The organism is Nocardia sp. NPDC051756 (assembly GCF_040681495.1).
Classification (GTDB): Bacteria; Actinomycetota; Actinomycetes; order Mycobacteriales; family Mycobacteriaceae; genus Nocardia.
Map to the genome: position 1 here is coordinate 30,848 of NZ_JBFAYV010000009.1, position 16,147 is coordinate 46,994.

Here is a 16,147-nt window from a genome sequence, read left to right on the forward strand (position 1 = left end):
AGGTCAGCGGGATCGATCGGCCGCCCACTCGCGGGACAGCGCGAGCAGAGTGCTGAGCTCGGTGGTTCGGTCGCCCGCCGGGAACTGCACAGCTCGACCCGGATAGGCCGGCGGCGTCCCGTCCCGCTTCAAGCGAGCGGCCGCCGCGATATCCCTGGCGTAGGCGCGCAGATCGGTGGTCTCGGCGGCGCTCGGATCGGGCACGTACTGCTTCAGATGCAAGAGGGCGTCCCGGATTTCGACCGTCATGCGGTAGAGGCGGGCGCTCGAGCCACGGCGATCCTCGTGGTCGAACGGCAACACCACCTCGGGCACGGCCGCCGTGAGGTCGTGCCACAGCGGGCGCAGCCGGCGGCACCATCTGCTTTCCCGATCGAGACCTGCCCGCACGAGCAAGGCGCTGACCAACGGCATCGATATCAGCGTGGCCAGGATGGCCAGCGTGGCGAACGATCCCACCACCCAGGCAGTACCCAAGTCCTGCGGCGACGCCCTGGACAACGTGTGCAGCGTTCGATACGTCGACGCGCACATGGTGTAGCAGGCAACGGCGAGCAAGGCCCAGTAGGTCAGCGTTTCCCCGGTCGTCGCGGCGGCGGCGCGGAGTTCGCGAACGCACGCTCGCCCGAGCGACACCGCGATCGCGATGAGGAAGATATCGGCGGCCGCCCACAGCAACCCGTCCCAATCCACCACCCGCATCGCCGCCGGGAACAGGCCCGCCTCGCCGGCCACCGCGCAGAGCAGCACAAGCAGTCCGGCCGACGCGGCCACCGCATCGTAGGCGCGCTGGCGCTGCCAGGTCGTCCGCTGGTCCGCGCCGCCGAGCAAGGCGATGAATCCACAGGAGTTGGACAACGTCAGGAACCCGACGGCCATGAACACGCGTTGGCCCACATCGGGGTAGCCGATGCCCGCCACCACCGCGTAGGCGAAAACCGCACCGATATCCCAGGTCAACGCGCGATTGATCAGGCGATCGGTGAGCGTTTCGTTGACCAGCCACCATCGGCCGCACACGATCGCCAAGACGAAGGCGATGACGATGGTGGTGAATACGGGCGGTGCGGAATTCATCGGGCGGACGGCCACTCGCGGGCCAGGCCGAGCAGCATCTGGAGCTCGGAGGCGCGGTCGGGTGGCCGCGGCGCGGCATCGATCGGGCGCCGCGCGGACGCGACCGCACCTTGTGCCTTGGCGCGCGCCGCGCCGGCCATCAACAACGCGTAGCCCTTGCGGTCGTCCTCGACCATGGGGCGAACCGCGGCGTCCTCGGCGAGGTCGGGTAGGTACGGCCGCAGTTGTAGCAACGCGTCCCAGATCTCGACCGTCATGCGATAGCGCCGGTACGCGGAGTCCTGGCTCGCCGAATCGTCGGGTGGCAGCACCACTTCCGGCACCGCGGTGGTGAGGTCCTGCCACATCGGGCCGAGGCGGCGACAGTGCCTGCTCGCGCGATCCCACCCGGTGCGCGCGAGCAGCACGTCGACCAGCCGGACCGAGATCAGCAAGGTGAGCAGGAAGAAGTTGGTGAGAATGACGACCACCCATGCCTCGCCCGGTTCGGACGGCGGCGCTCCGGAAACCGTTCGCACACCGCCGATCAACGACCCGAGGAACCAGTAGCCCGCGAGCAGGAGCAAGGCGGAGTAGAGCAACATCTCCCTGATTTCCAGGTCATCTTTGCGCAGCTCCCGAACGCAGACCCGCAGGATCAGCAAGCCCGAGACGGCGGCGAAGACCTGCGAGGCCGTCCACACCGCGGTGGACCAACCGAACGGCAACAGGAAATCGAGGAGGGGTTCGGCCAGCAGCACCGAACCCGCCGCGACGGCCGCGATCGCGTCGTAGGTGCGCTGCCCGCGGCGGGCTTCGTAGCGAGCCGTCCCATCGAACAACAGTCTGGCGAACCCGTAGGCCTGCGCGCCCGCCATCAGCCCGCAGCCCATGAACACCCGCTGCGCCAGGTCCGGGGCCCCGGCTCCGGTGACGACGCCGTGCAGCAGGAATCCGCCCAGCTCCCAGCTGAACAGGCGGTTGATCAGCCGATCCATACTCGTGCTGTTCGCGAAGAACCATCGCCCGACCGTGACGATCGCGGCGAACACACCGATCGACAGCACGAGCCAAGCAGGTACAGAATTCATCGTCGGTGACACTAACCCGCGGTAACTCTCCCGACCATGGCCTGGGTCGAGCCGGTCAGCTCTCGGCCGCCCGACGGTAGCCGCGAACGGCCAGTGCCCCGAAGACCGCGACCAACCCGACCGACCAGGCGACGGTCTGCAACAACGGAACCGAGACCGGCCCACCGACGGTGAACCCGCGCATCGCCTCCACCGCACAGCTGATCGGCTGGCCGCGCACGATCGGCTGTAGCCAACCGGGGTAGTTCTCGATCGGCACGAAACCCGAGTTGAAGAACATCGCGAGCAGCACCACGGCGGCGAAGATCTGCACCACCTTGTCGCCGATCCGGCTGACCCCCACCACGATCACCATCGGCGTGAATCCCGAGATGACGATCACCGGGACGATCAGCACGCCGAGCACACCGGCCAGGCCCTGCTGGAAACGCAGGCCGAGCACGACGCCGACCACCACCACGACCACCGTCGCCGCCACTGCCCGCAGGCATTCGGCGAGCAGCCTGCCGATCAGCCCGGCCGAGCGATTGATCGGCAGTACCCAGAAGCGGCGCAGCAGACCGCTCTCCCGCTCGCCGTAGAGCGAAAGGCCGGTGCCGGTCGCCCCGTACATGGCGCCGGCCACGGCGATCATCGGCACGAAACCGTAGATGGCGTCGGTGCCGCCGCCGAGGTCGAGCGACTTGCTGAGCACGAGATCGAACATGAGCAGCAGCAGGATCGGCAGCACCAGGGTCGTGGTCACCACCTCCTGCTGCCTGCTCCAGCGGCGCAGCAGCCTGCCGGTTTCCACCAGGCTCTGATCGACGAGCGCGTTCATCGCCGCCGTCCTTCCACTCGCACCGACACGATCATGGCGCCGGCCAGCAGCCCGGCCACCCAGACCGCGGCAACGGCGCAGGTCGTCGTGTACCGGCCTGCGGACAGCTCCCGCAACGCGGCCGTCACCTGCGACACCGGCTGATTGCGCACGAAGGGCTGGATCCAGCCCGGGAATCCTTGCGCGGGAACGAAACCCGTCGACATCATGAGCAACAGCAGCTGCGGCGCGAACAGCACCGTCGCGCCGAGTTCCGGATTGGCCGTCGCGGTACCCAGCGCGTCGGCGGCGATCACCACGGCCGCACCGAAGCCGAGCACCAGCACCAGGAAGGCCACGGTCGAGCCGAGCCCGTGGAAGCGGAAGCCGAACACCGAGCCGATGGTCAGCGCACCGGCGAGCGCGGCGAGCGCGCGCACCGCGTTCGCCGAGATCCGGGCGGCGGGGGGTATCCACGGCGGCACCGGCATGGCACGCAGCCGAGTGCCCATGCCGCCCGCCACCTCTCGCGCCGCCCGATCGCCGGCGAACATGGCGGTGAAGAACATGGCCTGAATGGCGATCAGGGGCAGCAGATACTGCGCGTAGTCGATCCCGGTCGCCTCCATCGAACGACGCAGCGGCACATAGACACAGACGAAGAAGGTCAGCGGCGCCGCGAACGCGAGCACCAGGTCGCCCTCGCGCACCGCGGCACGAATACCGCGCCCGCTCAACGCGGTCCACTGCATCCCGTGCGGTACCCGCAGGATCGTTTCGGTGGTCATTCGGCGGCCTCGGCGGCGGGCTTGGTCAGTTCGATGAACACCTCGTCGAGCGAGGGCCTGCGCAACGCGATGTCGATGAGTTCGACATCGGCGTCGGTGATCCGGCGTAGTGCCTCACCAAGCGTGGTGGCACCATCCGGCGCGGGCAGCGACACCCGGTCGGCGGACTCGGCGACGGTGATCTCGCCGATCCCGGTCAGCGCGGTGACCACGGCGGGCAGGTCGCCGGGGTCGGCCGGGACCACCTCGCAGTAGCTCGCGCCGGTGCGCGCCTTGAGCTGGTCGGCAGTGCCCTCGGCGATCACGGTGCCTTGGTCCACGACAATGATGTTGTCGCTCAGCACATCCGCTTCCTCGAGGTACTGCGTGGTGAGCAGGATGGTGACGCCCTGCTGCTTGAGCGAGCGCACCAGTCCCCACAGGCTCTGCCTGCTCACCGGGTCGAGGCCGGTGGTCGGCTCGTCGAGAAAGACCACCGCCGGCGGCCGCACCAGACCGCACGCGATGTCGATGCGCCGCCGCATGCCGCCGGAGTACTGGCCGACCCGCCGATCGGCAGACTCGGTCAATTCGAACTGGCCGAGCAGTTCGTCGGCACGGGCCCGGGCCTCCTTGCGGCGCAACCCCATCAGGCGACCGAACAGCACCAGGTTCTCCCGGCCGCTCAGCATCTCGTCCAGCGCCGCGTACTGGCCGGTGAGCATGATGGACGCGCGGACCTCCGCGGCTTGCCGGACGACGTCGTACCCGGCCACCAGCGCCCGCCCGGAGTCCGGCTTGGTGAGCGTCGACAGCACGGACACGGTGGTGGTCTTGCCCGCCCCGTTCGGGCCGAGCACCCCGAGCACACTGCCCTTGGGCACCTGGAAGCTGATGCCGCGCAACGCCTTCACCTCGCCGAAGGACTTTTCCACGCAGTCTACAACGATCGCGTGCTCGGCCGAAGCCGCGGGCGCCCCCGTTACCCTGCTCGAACCCACCGTGCTGTCTCCGTCCTTGCTGCCTGCGAATCGTGCTCGGTCCCGGTGAATCCCGATCGGGGCGGCTAGCCCAGCAAGGTCACCACCTCGTCGAGGGACGCGCCGCCCAAGATGGCGGTGACCGGCAGCTCTCGCTTCAATTCGAGTTCGATGCGCTTGCGTAAGTCCAACGCCTGCAACGAATCCAAGCCGAGGGCGACCAGCGGAACCGAGCCATCGATGGTCTCCGTGGTGTCCATGCCCATCACCGCGCGCAGGGCGAACTGCACCTGCTCGGCGGTGTTCGGCGCGACGGACCGGCTAGCGGCCGGTTCCGGTACCGCGGCCGCCGGGGCGGAAATGACGACGGAATCCTGCGCTACCTCGGCGAACTCCTCGGGTAGGTCTCCGAGTTCCAAACTGCTGAACAGCGGGTCGAAACCGAAGGCGGAGAACAGGGTTGCCAGCCGGTCCCAGTCCGCGGTCGCAACGATGACGTTCTCCGCCTGCGCGGTGATACCCGCGGCGATCGCGCTGAGGGGTTCCATCGGCCGCAGGCCGGTTCCGCTGATCTTGGCCAGTGCGTCGGCCTGATCCGCGCCGACCGCACGCCAAAGTCCCCACTGCACAGAGGTACTCGCGATGCCACGGCTGCGGTATCGCGCCGCCGCCGCGTCGAGCATCCGGTTCACCGCGGCGTACACCATGTGCCCGCGCCCGCCGATGGTGGCCGAGAGCGACGAGCACAGCACGATCCGGCCGTCCGGCGTCCGCGGGAAGTGCCGGACCAGGTGCTCCAGCGCGACGACCTTCGGCGCCGCCGCGGCACGCACCGACTCCGGGGTGAGCTCCGCGGCCGCGACGTAGTCGACCGCGGCGTGCACGATCAGATCCGCAGGCGTGCTGCGGTATTCGTCGGCCAGGGCGCGCACCGCGGCCTCGTCGGTGACATCACAGCGCCGGACGATCACCTCGGTGGCGCCGAGCCGCTTGATCTGCTCGATCCGGACGAGCGACTCCGCGACGCCACCGGAGCGGCTCAGCAAGGTGATCCGTCCGGCACCGTCCCGGGCGAAACGCTCGCAGAAGTCCAGCCCGAGCTTGCCGGTGCCGCCGACGATCACGACCTCCCGCAGGCCGGCGGAGCCGAACGGCTGGACCGTCGAGACATCCTCGGCGACCAGCCGTTTCGCGTAGACACCGCCATCGCGCAGCGCGAGCTCGGGTTCCCGTGCCGTGTGCAGGGCGACCAACAGTGCCTTGGCCGAGTCCGCGGCGGGCCGACCGGGCGCGATATCCACATGCCGGAACGAGACACCGAGGTGTTCGGCGGCGAGACAACGGAATCCGGCCTGCGCCGCGGCGTGGAAGAGACTCGGCACGTCCGCGTCGAGCACCTGCTCGCCGCCGACCGTGACCAGCCACACGTCGCGGACACCGTCGAGCCGGGGCAACCACCCGCGCTCGCCGAGAAATTCGGCGAGTTCCGCTACCGCCGCATCGACCTCGAGATCACCCAGGTCCGGCAGCAGAATGACTGCGGTGTCGAAAACCGTTCCCGCACTATGCGGATCGACGATCGACACACCGTGCAGTGTGGCGGCGTCCTGAAGCGCGGCCACCAGCTCGGCGCTGCGGCCACCGTGATCCAGCACCGCCATGGTGCGCGGCGGCACCAGCGCACGGCTGCTCAGCCGCACCCATCGCTCCACAATGCGCTGTGCGGGCACAGTATTCGGCTCGACCGCAGCGGCGGTTACCGGCGCGGCGCTGGTCGCGGCCGGAGCCGCGACGTGATCATAGGCCGCCCACAGGTGCTTGGGGTTCATCTGGGTGTTCGGGAAGTCGAGCAGCGGAAGTTGCGGTACGGCAGTCGGATCCGTGCGCAACGCGGACCAGTCGTAGCCGAGATCGCTGACCGCGACGAGGCCCAGGTTGCGGGTGAACTCGCGCAGATCGGTGGCCGATCGGCGGGAGGTGCCGATCGTCTGGAAGTCGCGCTGCGGGGTGACGGCGCTCAGGTTCTCCTGGACCGCGAGGAACAGTGCGGGATGATCGGCGATCTCGAGGAAAGTGTCGACCCCGCGCTCGGCCGCGCGCGCGATCGCCAGGTCGAAACGAACTCGGTTGCGCAAGTTCCAATACCAATAGTCCCCCACCGGCAGATCGGGGGTGATCGCGGTGCCGAGGGTCGATCCGATGCACTCGATCTCGGTCGCCGCGAACTCCGGACGATCGAGTTTGGCCGCCAGCGAGTTGTCCAGGAAGCTGTCCCGGAACTCGGTCACGACGGAGGTGTGCGCCGGGTATCCGACGCGAATCTCCTTGGCGAACTTGCCCTGTTCGGTCAGCTCGGCCACCACGCGGGTGACCGTCGCGTGCTCCCCGCCGATGGCGAGCACGTGCGGGGAATTGATCACCGACAGCTCCGCCCAACCGGACTGCCGAGCCAGGATGGCCTCGCACTCCTCGCGGTCCACGCCGACCACGGCCATCGAGTACTGGTCTTCCCGGCCCTCCTGCTTGGCCAGGGTGTCCACGAGTCCACCGCGCATGGTCACCACGCGCACAGCATCGGCCAGCGTGATCACCCCGGACACCACGCCCGCGGCCAGCTCGCCCTGACTGTGCCCGATGGTGACACCCGGGGTGACACCGGCGGCCCGCCACATCGCGGCGAGGCCGTTCATCTGCATGAACAACGCGGGCTGCACGATGCGCAACAGGTTGTGTCCCGGGTCGGATTCCGCGAGCAGGTAAGACCGCGGCGAGAGCTCGAACAGGTCCTGGAAGACCGCCTCGGCCGCGTCCACCGCGGCCTTGAACGCAGGCGAATGCGCGTAGAGCATCCGGCCCATTCCGGGATACTGGCTGCCCTGGCCGGGGAAGATGTAACCGATCTTGCGCGCCTTGGCGGCGCTGCCGCCGGCCACGACCGATGCATGCGGCTCACCGTTCGCGACGGCACTCAGCGCCTCGATGAGCTCGGCCCGCTCGGTGACCATGGCCAGTGCGCGAAACCGGCGCGCGACCCGGGTCCGGAACAACATGTCGGCAACCCGATCCGGACCGACCTCGGGATGATCGCCGAGGTAGGACCGGATGGCCGCGGCTTCGCGACGCAGCGAATCCGCCGTGTCCGAGGACAGCAGCACCGGAATGCTGCCGTCCGGAAGTCGGTAGTCAGACATGGATCTCCTCCTCCAGCACCGGCATCGCGATAAGCGCGTGCGCGTTCGTGCCCGCTACCCCGAACGACGAGACTGCGCCGTACCGCACCCCGTCGCGGGGCGCCCAGTCCTCCAGCCGATCGGCCAGCCGCAGACCCGATCGCGACCAATCCAGCTGCGCTGTCGGGTTTTCCGCGTGCCTGGTCGGGGGTATCTGGCCGTGCAGGCCGCTGAGCAGCACTTTGATCAGGCCGAGAATCCCCGCTGCCGCTTGTGCGTGGCCGAGGTTCGACTTGACCGAACCGAGCCGCGGACCGTTGTCCGGCTGCGCGGCTGCCCCGTAAACCCGGGCCAGTGCGGTCAATTCGAGGGGATCACCGACCGCGGTGCCGGTCCCGTGGCCCTCGATCATGCCGATCAGATCTGCTGAAATACTGGCTGCCTCAAGTGTTTTCGCGATCAGTTGCGCCTGCGCCGCGGCGCTCGGCACCGCGATCGGCGCACCCGAGCCGTTGTGGTTCACCCGAGTCGCGAGCACCCGTCCGTACACCCGATGACCGAATGCCTTGGCGCGCGATTCTCGTTCCAGCACAACGACTCCGGCGCCCTCACCCCAGAGGGTGCCGCGTGCGTCCGCGGAGTACGGCTTGCACTGACCATCCGTGGACAGCGCGTTGACCTTCGAGAACTCGAAGAAGCCACCGAGTGAGCCCATGACACAGACACCGCCCGCCAGCGCCCAGTCGCATTCGCCGGCGCGAATCGCGGACGCCGCAAGATGCACGGCGTACAACGAAGAGGCACAGGCCGCATCAACACTCATCGAGGGACCGGACAGCCCTAGGCAATTCGAGATCCGACCAGCGACCGCCGCCATCGCGGAGCCGGTCGCCCGATATCCGGTCAGGTCGTTCGCCTCGTCACCGCGCGGGCCGTATTCGGTGTACGAAGCGCCGATGAAGCATCCGACTTCGTCACCGGCCAGGGTCATCGGGTTGATGCCCGCGTTCTCCAATGCACGCCAGGCCACCCGCAGCGCGACCCGCTGCTGCGGATCCATCGCCACCGCCTCACGCGGCGTGATACCGAAGAACATCGGGTCGAATTCGGCCGCGCCGTCGAGGAAGCCGCCTGCGTCGCGCACCCGGCTCCAGCCGTCGGCCTCGGACTGGGTCAGCAGCCGGTCGATCGGCCACTCCCGGTCGCGCGGAAACGGGCCGATCAGATCACGCGATTCGGCGAGGGCGGACCAGAATCCGGCCAGGGTGTCGATGCCACCGGGTACCTCGACGGCGAGGCCGGCGATCACGATGGGATCGTCGTCGATCGGATGCTCGGTCATCGCGCCGCCTCCTGCGAAACCAGCTCGGCGGACAGGATTTCCGTGATGCCCTCGACCTGATCGTCGAGATAGAAGTGCCCGCCGTCGAACATCGTCACCGCCAGCTCCTGCTCGGTGTGCTGCTGCCAGGCGAACAGATCGCCGATGCCGACGTACTCGTCCTCGCTACCGCCCATCACCTCGATCCGGGTGCCGATGGTGACGTCCCCGGGGCAGCTGTAGGCATCGAACGCGCGGTAGTCGCCCTTCAACGCGGGCAATGCCATTCGCATCAGTTCCCGGTTCGCCAGCAGATCGGCGCCGGTGCCCTGCAACCCGCCGACATGATCGAGTAGTTCGTCGTCCTCGGTCGGGTGCGGCGGCATATCGGCCACCTGCCATGGCGCGCAGGCCCCGGAGACCCCCAGCAGCCGCACCGGCACGCCCGCCGCATCGGCCAGCCTGGCGAACTCGAACGCCACCATGGTGCCCATGCTGTGGCCGAAGAGGGTGATCGGCACGCCCCGATTGAACGGCGACCTGGCGAACTCGTCGAACGCGTCGGCGGCGGTCTCCTCGATGGTGTCGCGCACCGGTTCCCGCGCCCGATCCTGCCGGCCCGGGTATTGCAGCAGGATCACGTCGAAGTGCGCGCTAAGCGCCTTGGAGAATGGCCGGTACGTCGAGGCGCCGCCGCCCGCGTGCGGACAGATCACCAATGGTGGGTTGTCCGCGGACCGCGGTTTGTGAAACTTTCGGATCCAGCCCGGTGTGCTTGCCATTACCTGATCTCCTGCCTGGCACCGCGATCGCGGTGCTTCACTGCCACATCCGTCGCATGACCAACATCCCCAGGTCCGCGTCGTCGAGGACCGCGGTGTCGCCGATGCGGCGATCGGCGTCCTCGGCGATGGCCCGCAGGGTGTTGGTGAACGCGGACTCGATGATCTGAATGTCGTTGTCGTCGAAGGAGTCCTCGGCGTAGAAGACGACGACCTGTAGGGGTTCACCGGGGAACAGCAGGTCCGCGGGGAAGATCATGATCAGCAGCGCGTTGTCGGTGGCGCCGCGGCCCTCGAACGACACCAGGTCCAGTTGCTCTTCGCCGAGCAGCCGCACCAGTTCGTCACGGCCCGACGGGTAGGACTGGAAGACGAACATGCTGTCGAACAGCCTGCGCGCGCCCGCGACTCGGTTCGCCGAGGTCAGCGGGTACTGCTGGAATTCCATGAGGTCGGCGCGCCGGCGCTGGACGTCGGTGAGCCGGCCGCGCCAGGTCTGCTCGGCGGACAGCTCGATGGCGACCGGGACGGTGTTCACGAAGCAGCCGATGGCGTTGTCCACCTCGTCGAGGTCGGCCGGGCGGCCGGACACTACCTCGCCGAAAACCGCTGCGTCCCCGCCGGTTACATAACGCAGCACGTTGGCCCAGGCCAGCTGGCAGACCGCGCTGAACGTGGTGCCGGCCGCGGCGGCCAGCTCGGTCAACGCGTCCGCGACCGCGGCGTCGACCGGGAACCGGTGCGCCACCGGGACGCCCGAGCCACCGGGCACCCGATTCGGCGCGACCACACACGGCTGGACCCCGGCGAGGTACTCGTTCCACACGTCCTCGGTCGCTTGCTCGCGATCCTCGGTGAGCCGCAGGAACTCCGCGAAGGTCCCCGGGTTGCCGAGCGGTTCGGCGGTGCCGCCGCTGGCATAGTCGGCGAAGATCTCGCGCGGCAGCAGCTGTCCGGACCAGCCGTCGGTCAGGATGTGATGCGAGGCGAGCACCAGCATGTGCGCCGAATCCGGCAGGTGCACCACGGTCGCGCGCATCAGCGGTCCGCGGGACAGGTCGAACACGCCCGCCTGATCGGTGTCGAGGAATTCCAGCAGTCGCGCTTGCGCGTCCGGCTCGGTCGAGAGGTCGACCTCCTCGACCGGGAAGTCCATCCGGTCGGCGACGATCGCGTGCGGCTGTCCCGCGTGCGACACCGAAATGGCAACGCGCAGATTCGGATACCGATTCAGCACGTTGTTCAGCGAGTGGGTCAGCCGCGGCACGTCCAGCGCGCCGCGCACGGTGATCGTGGTCTGCACGGTGTAGGCGTCGCGCCCGGCGTTGCTGATCGCGGTGAAGTACAGCCCCGCCTGTAGCGGCGCGAGCGGATACACATCGACGCAGCGGCCGTAGAGCGACTGCCAGCGATCGAGATCGAGCTGGGTCACGTCGCGGGCCAGCACGTCGCTCGGCGTCAACCGCCGGACCGGATCCTCGCGCACGGTCTTCGCCAGTTCGCGCAGCGCACCGGTCCACAGGTCGGCGAATTCGCGGACCTCGGCCTCGGCGATCGGGCCGGACGGGAACCGGAAGGACGCTCGGAGCCGCGGAGAATCGTTGTCCAGCACCGCGACCGTGTTGATGTCGAGCAGCGCGGGCGCGGGCATGGCCGCGTTCGCATGGCCGCCGAGATAGCCGAATTCCGGTGCGGCGTCCCAATCTTTCGCCGTGTCGGCGACGGCGAAGCGGCCCATGTAGTTGAAGCTGAGCTGCGGCGGCGCGCTACCGGCGAGCCGAGGCGCGGTGTCGGGATTGAGCTGCCGGAGCAGACCCCAGCCGATGCCGGAATCGGGCACCGCGCGCAGCTGCTCCTTGACCGCCTTGACCGCGCCGACCATCTCGGCGTCGGCCGCGATGTCCAGCGCGACCGGGTAGGCGGTGGTGAACCAGCCGACCGCGTTGGCGAGATCCACTCCGGCGAACAGGCTTTCGACGCGGCCGTGCCGCTCCATGGTCAGTGCGACCGGGTCGGCGTCGCGGTCGCGGGCCTGCCGGAACCGCCGAGTCGCCACGGCGAGCGCCGCCACCTGGATGTCGAGGAAGTCGCAACCGAAGGCCTGCGCGGCGGTGGTCATCAGGTACCGGGTGTCGGCGATATCCAGCTCGGCGGTGACCTCGCGCACCGTCGCGACCGTATCGACGGCGGCATCGAACGCGCGCTGGCCGAGCAGCGGGTCGGCCCTGTCCGCGATCTCCTGCCAGGACGGCAGGGTCTCGGTCACCGACTCGGCCTGCGCGAGCCGGACCAGGTTGGTGTTCCACGCCTGCACCGACGTGCCGAGGTCGGCCGCCGAAAGCTCTTCGTGTGCCCAGAGCCTGCGCAGATCCTCGTGGATGACGCGCCAGGACACGCCATCGACCACCAGGTGGTGCAGCACCAGCAGCAGCCGTCCGGCGGACCGGTCGTCGGTGTGCACCCAGGCCGCGCCGACCATCCGGCCTGCCGCCGGATCGAGCGATTCGGCGATGACGCGCAACTGCTCGTTCAGCGCCTCGGTCGCGGTCGATGCCCATGCGGCGCAGTCGATCTCGACGTCGATGAGTTCGGGGTGAGCGAACGACTCCTCGGCCCGCGGCACGTAATAGGCGGGGCGGCCGTCCGGTCCGGTCGCGAGCCGGGCCCGCAGCAGCGGATGCCGGTCGACCAGACCGTGCAGGACGGTCGTCAGCCGGTCGCGCGAGCTGTCCGCCGGGGTCACCACGGCGGTGGCCTGGCTGTAGGCGGCGTAGTCGGCGCTCTGCTCGGTCAGCAGGGTGGCGATCGGGTTGAGCGGGATCCATCCGGTGCCGTCACCGGATTCGACCAGCGCGGGGGCGGTCGACAGGTCGATCGGTGCGGTGGCCGCGGCGATCAGTGCGATGGTGCGCGCCGCGAACAGCGCGCTGGTGGTGATCAGCAGGCCGCGCTTCTTCAGCGCCGACGCCATCCGGATCGCGCTGATGGAATCGCCGCCGAGCGCGAGGAAGTCGTCGTCGGCGGCCAGTTCGACCTGCTCGGCGAGCCCGAGCACCTGCCGGATCACCGCGGCGACCGCCTGCTCGGCCGGGTCGCGCAGGGCACGACCGCGCCCGGTGCCGCCGCCGAGATCCGGCACCGGCAGGGCCTTGCGGTCCAGCTTTCCGTTCGCGGTGAGCGGCAGTTCGGCCAATTTCACCAGCGCCGACGGGATCATGTAGTCGGGCAGCCGGTCGGCGAGGTGAGCCCGGATGGCGCCGGAGTTCTCGGCCTCGGTGCCGGACTCGTACGCCGAACCGGGCTCGGGCACGTAGTACGCGACCAGGGCCGCGTCGGTCTCCCGATTGATCGCGATCGCCGCGGCGGACGCGATGCCGGGGACCTGGCGCAGCACCGAGCCGACCTCGCCGAGTTCGATCCGGTGACCGCGAACCTTGACCTGATCGTCGATCCGGCCGAGGTATTCCATGCTGCCGCCGGGATGCCAGCGCACGACATCGCCGGTGCGATACATCCGTGCGCCGGGTTCGTCGGTGAAGGGGCAGGCGACGAAGGTCGCCGAGCTCGGGCCGGACCGATGATGGTAGCCCTGCGCGAGTTGGATTCCGCCCAAATACAATTCACCGGTCACCCCGGGCGGCGCCGGCCGCAATCGATCATCGAGCACATAGACGTCCGAATTCGATTCGGGCAGGCCGATCAGCGCGGCGCGGAAATCGTCCGGTGCGGCCAGCGCGCCCGCGAAGTTCTCGTGCATGAGGTCCATCGCCGCCTCGGTCGGCCCATAGAGACCGAGCACCGTGCCGCCGAATACTCGGCCGGCCTCCTCGACCAGCGGCGGCGGCACCGCCTCGCCGCCGAGGTAGACGAACCGCATCGAGCGCAGGCGGGCGGGATCGGGATCTGCGTCGAGGAACGCCCGAGTCACGCTCGGCACCAGGGACAACTGGGTGATCTGGTGCCGATCGATGATGTCGGCCAAGGCTTCGACATCGGCCTGCCACCAATCCGGCGGCGGCAGAACGGTTGTCGAACCGGTGCACAGCGCGTTGACCAGTTCGAAGACCGAGACGTCGAAGCCGATCGGCGCTTTCTGCAGGATCCGCTCGGCGCCGAAACCCAGGTAGTCACGCATCCACTGGACGTGACTGGCGACCGCGCGATGGTTGATCACCACACCCTTCGGCCTGCCCGTGGTGCCCGAGGTGTAGAGCAGGTAGGCGGCATCGAGCGGGTGGATGGGGCGGGTGAGTTCGCCGGGCCGGATCGGGGTGGCGTCGAGCCGCGCCGATGCCGCCTGCTCGGCGTGGTCGGCGAGATCCAGAATCGGCACGCCCGCACTGTGTTCCGGATCGAGCACGCGGTCGGGCCCGGCCGAACGCACCAGCAAGGTGGGTTGCGCATCGCGGAGCATGAATTCGATGCGGTCGGCGGGGTAGCTCGGGTCGATCGGCACATACACGGCACCCGCGCGCAGTACGGCCGCGAACACCACCGGCAGCCATTCGCTGCGCTCGGCGAACACACCGACCCGGTCGCCGGCCCGCACGCCACGCTCGAGGAAACGACGGGCGAGCCGGTTGACCCGCGCGTCGAATTCGGCGTAGGCCAACTCGGTTTCACCGAAGACCACGGCGATGTGATCGGGGTGCTCACGCGCCGAATCACGGATCATCGCGTCGACGGTGGCCGGCTCGATCGGCACCCGGTCGCCGCGCGACCAGGTCTGCACTGCCGCGCGATCCGCGGGCGAGAGCACGAGCAACGCCTCCACCGAACGGTCCGCCGCGGCGGCGGCCAGCGTCTGGTCGATGTAGTCGTGCAGCCGTTCGATCGTCGACTCGTCGAAAAGGTCTGTCCGATAGGTGATCTGCACGTCGACCCGGTCGCTGTGCAGGAACGCCTCGACTGCGATCGGCAGCAGCGAGGCGCCGTGGTCGGCGAGCCGCCAGCTGGTGACCGCGCCGGGCAGCTGCGGTCCGTCGATCTTCTGGTCCAGGAACAGCACCATGGTGTCGAACAGGGCGGAGCCGACGTTGCCGGTGGCGCGGTTGACCGCGCGCACCACGCCCTCCTGCGGGAAGTTCTTGTGCCGGAACGCCTCTGTCGTCACCGTGCGCACGTACTCGACCAGCTCGGCGAAGGTGCCGCCGCCCGCGCGATCGGCCGACGGGTTCAACCGCAACGGGAGCATGTTGCTGAAATTGCCGATCAGCAGCTCCATCCCGGACTCTTCGCGGTTGGCGACCGTGGTGCCGATCACCACGTCGGCCTGCCCCGTGATCTGGCGCAGCGCAACGTAATAGGCGGCCAGGAACACCGAGAACGGGGTGGTGCGCAGTGCCACGCTGAGGCTGCGTAGGTTGGCGTCCGCGGTCGTGCCGAGCAGTCGGTCCAGCCGGCTGCCGGTTTCGGTGACGAGCAGGGGCCGCCGGTTGTACGGCAGCGGCAGTTCCGGCACCTCGCCGTCGAATCGACCGGCCCAGAAGTCGCTGTCCGCAGCGTGATCGGCGGTCGCGAAGCGATCCTGCTCCCACTCCGCGAAGTCGGCGACCTGGCGGCGCAACGGCTCGACGGTGATCGAACCGGTCAGCGCCTGGCGGTAGTACCGCTCGACGTCCTTCGACAGCGCGGGCAAAGTCATACCGTCCCAGGCGATGTGCTGGATCACGACGATGACGACCAGGCGGCGCGGGTCGATCCGGACGAAATCGAGCCGCAGGGACGATTCGTTCGACAGGTCGAAGGTTTCGTGCGCGGCCGCCGCCACCTGCGCGGTCAGCCTGCGCTCCGCCTCGCCCGCCGCGAATCCGGTCAGATCGAGCTCGCGCACCCGGGGCGCCAGCTCCGGATGGATGTGCTGGTACGGATTTCCGTGCTCGTCGTTGTGATAGGTGGTGCGCAGCACCTCGTGTCGCCGCACCAGCGCCAGAAAGGCTTGCCGCAGCGCGTCGTCGACGACCTCGCCGTCGAAGGTCAGCGCCAGGCACAGGTTGTACGCGGTGCTGTCCGGCGAGATCTGCTGGTGCGCCCACACATAGCGTTGCCCGAACGACATGGCGGCCCGGGTCGGATCCCGGCGTTGCGGCACGGTGGGCGTGCCTGCCAGCCCGGCCGCGGCGAGCCTGGCCCGCATCGCTTCCTGTAGGTCTTCCAGCGATCGCATTACGTCAAACCAATC

General features: G+C 68.9%; 9 protein-coding genes. All 9 read right to left on the reverse strand.

Annotated elements, in window-relative coordinates; translation table 11 throughout:
- Positions 1 to 3: 3 nt before the first annotated feature.
- On the reverse strand, positions 4 to 1,077 hold the full coding sequence (locus tag AB0M22_RS35150; protein ID WP_364736222.1) for an MAB_1171c family putative transporter: 1,074 nt from the start codon (positions 1,075 to 1,077) through the stop codon (positions 4 to 6).
- Positions 1,074 to 2,147, reverse strand: coding sequence for an MAB_1171c family putative transporter (locus tag AB0M22_RS35155; protein WP_364736224.1), 1,074 nt, complete (start codon positions 2,145 to 2,147; stop codon positions 1,074 to 1,076). Before AB0M22_RS35155 ends, AB0M22_RS35150 begins: the two co-directional genes overlap by 4 nt.
- 55 nt (positions 2,148 to 2,202) lie before the next feature.
- Positions 2,203 to 2,967, reverse strand: coding sequence for an ABC transporter permease (locus tag AB0M22_RS35160; RefSeq protein ID WP_364736227.1), 765 nt, complete (start codon positions 2,965 to 2,967; stop codon positions 2,203 to 2,205).
- Positions 2,964 to 3,734, reverse strand: coding sequence for an ABC transporter permease (locus tag AB0M22_RS35165; protein ID WP_364736229.1), 771 nt, complete (start codon positions 3,732 to 3,734; stop codon positions 2,964 to 2,966). Before AB0M22_RS35165 ends, AB0M22_RS35160 begins: the two co-directional genes overlap by 4 nt.
- The gene (locus AB0M22_RS35170) at positions 3,731 to 4,714 is read right to left on the reverse strand and encodes an ATP-binding cassette domain-containing protein (RefSeq protein WP_364736231.1); all 984 of its coding nucleotides are present in this window, start codon (positions 4,712 to 4,714) and stop codon (positions 3,731 to 3,733) included. The genes AB0M22_RS35165 and AB0M22_RS35170 overlap by 4 nt, the downstream gene beginning before the upstream one ends.
- Before the next feature lie 65 nt (positions 4,715 to 4,779).
- A complete protein-coding gene (gene nbtC, locus AB0M22_RS35175; protein ID WP_364736233.1) occupies positions 4,780 to 7,884 on the reverse strand; it encodes a nocobactin polyketide synthase NbtC in 3,105 nt (1,034 codons plus the stop codon).
- The gene (locus AB0M22_RS35180) at positions 7,877 to 9,205 is read right to left on the reverse strand and encodes a polyketide synthase (protein WP_364736235.1); all 1,329 of its coding nucleotides are present in this window, start codon (positions 9,203 to 9,205) and stop codon (positions 7,877 to 7,879) included. The genes nbtC and AB0M22_RS35180 overlap by 8 nt, the downstream gene beginning before the upstream one ends.
- Positions 9,202 to 9,966, reverse strand: a complete 765-nt coding sequence (locus tag AB0M22_RS35185; RefSeq protein ID WP_364736236.1) for an alpha/beta fold hydrolase — start codon at positions 9,964 to 9,966, stop codon at positions 9,202 to 9,204. The genes AB0M22_RS35180 and AB0M22_RS35185 overlap by 4 nt, the downstream gene beginning before the upstream one ends.
- A gap of 37 nt (positions 9,967 to 10,003) precedes the next feature.
- Complete coding sequence (locus AB0M22_RS35190) at positions 10,004 to 16,132, reverse strand: amino acid adenylation domain-containing protein (protein WP_364736238.1); 6,129 nt, start codon at positions 16,130 to 16,132, stop codon at positions 10,004 to 10,006.
- Positions 16,133 to 16,147 lie beyond the last annotated feature (15 nt).

What these genes read in the sequence shown, in the direction of transcription:
- AB0M22_RS35185 (WP_364736236.1), bottom strand. Translation starts at nt 9,966, where the DNA reads ATGGCAAGCACACCGGGCTGGATCCGAAAGTTTCACAAACCGCGGTCC.
- AB0M22_RS35190 (WP_364736238.1), bottom strand. Translation starts at nt 16,132, where the DNA reads ATGCGATCGCTGGAAGACCTACAGGAAGCGATGCGGGCCAGGCTCGCC.
- AB0M22_RS35155 (WP_364736224.1), bottom strand. Translation starts at nt 2,147, where the DNA reads ATGAATTCTGTACCTGCTTGGCTCGTGCTGTCGATCGGTGTGTTCGCC.
- AB0M22_RS35165 (WP_364736229.1), bottom strand. Translation starts at nt 3,734, where the DNA reads ATGACCACCGAAACGATCCTGCGGGTACCGCACGGGATGCAGTGGACC.
- AB0M22_RS35160 (WP_364736227.1), bottom strand. Translation starts at nt 2,967, where the DNA reads ATGAACGCGCTCGTCGATCAGAGCCTGGTGGAAACCGGCAGGCTGCTG.
- AB0M22_RS35180 (WP_364736235.1), bottom strand. Translation starts at nt 9,205, where the DNA reads ATGACCGAGCATCCGATCGACGACGATCCCATCGTGATCGCCGGCCTC.
- nbtC (WP_364736233.1), bottom strand. Translation starts at nt 7,884, where the DNA reads ATGTCTGACTACCGACTTCCGGACGGCAGCATTCCGGTGCTGCTGTCC.
- AB0M22_RS35150 (WP_364736222.1), bottom strand. Translation starts at nt 1,077, where the DNA reads ATGAATTCCGCACCGCCCGTATTCACCACCATCGTCATCGCCTTCGTC.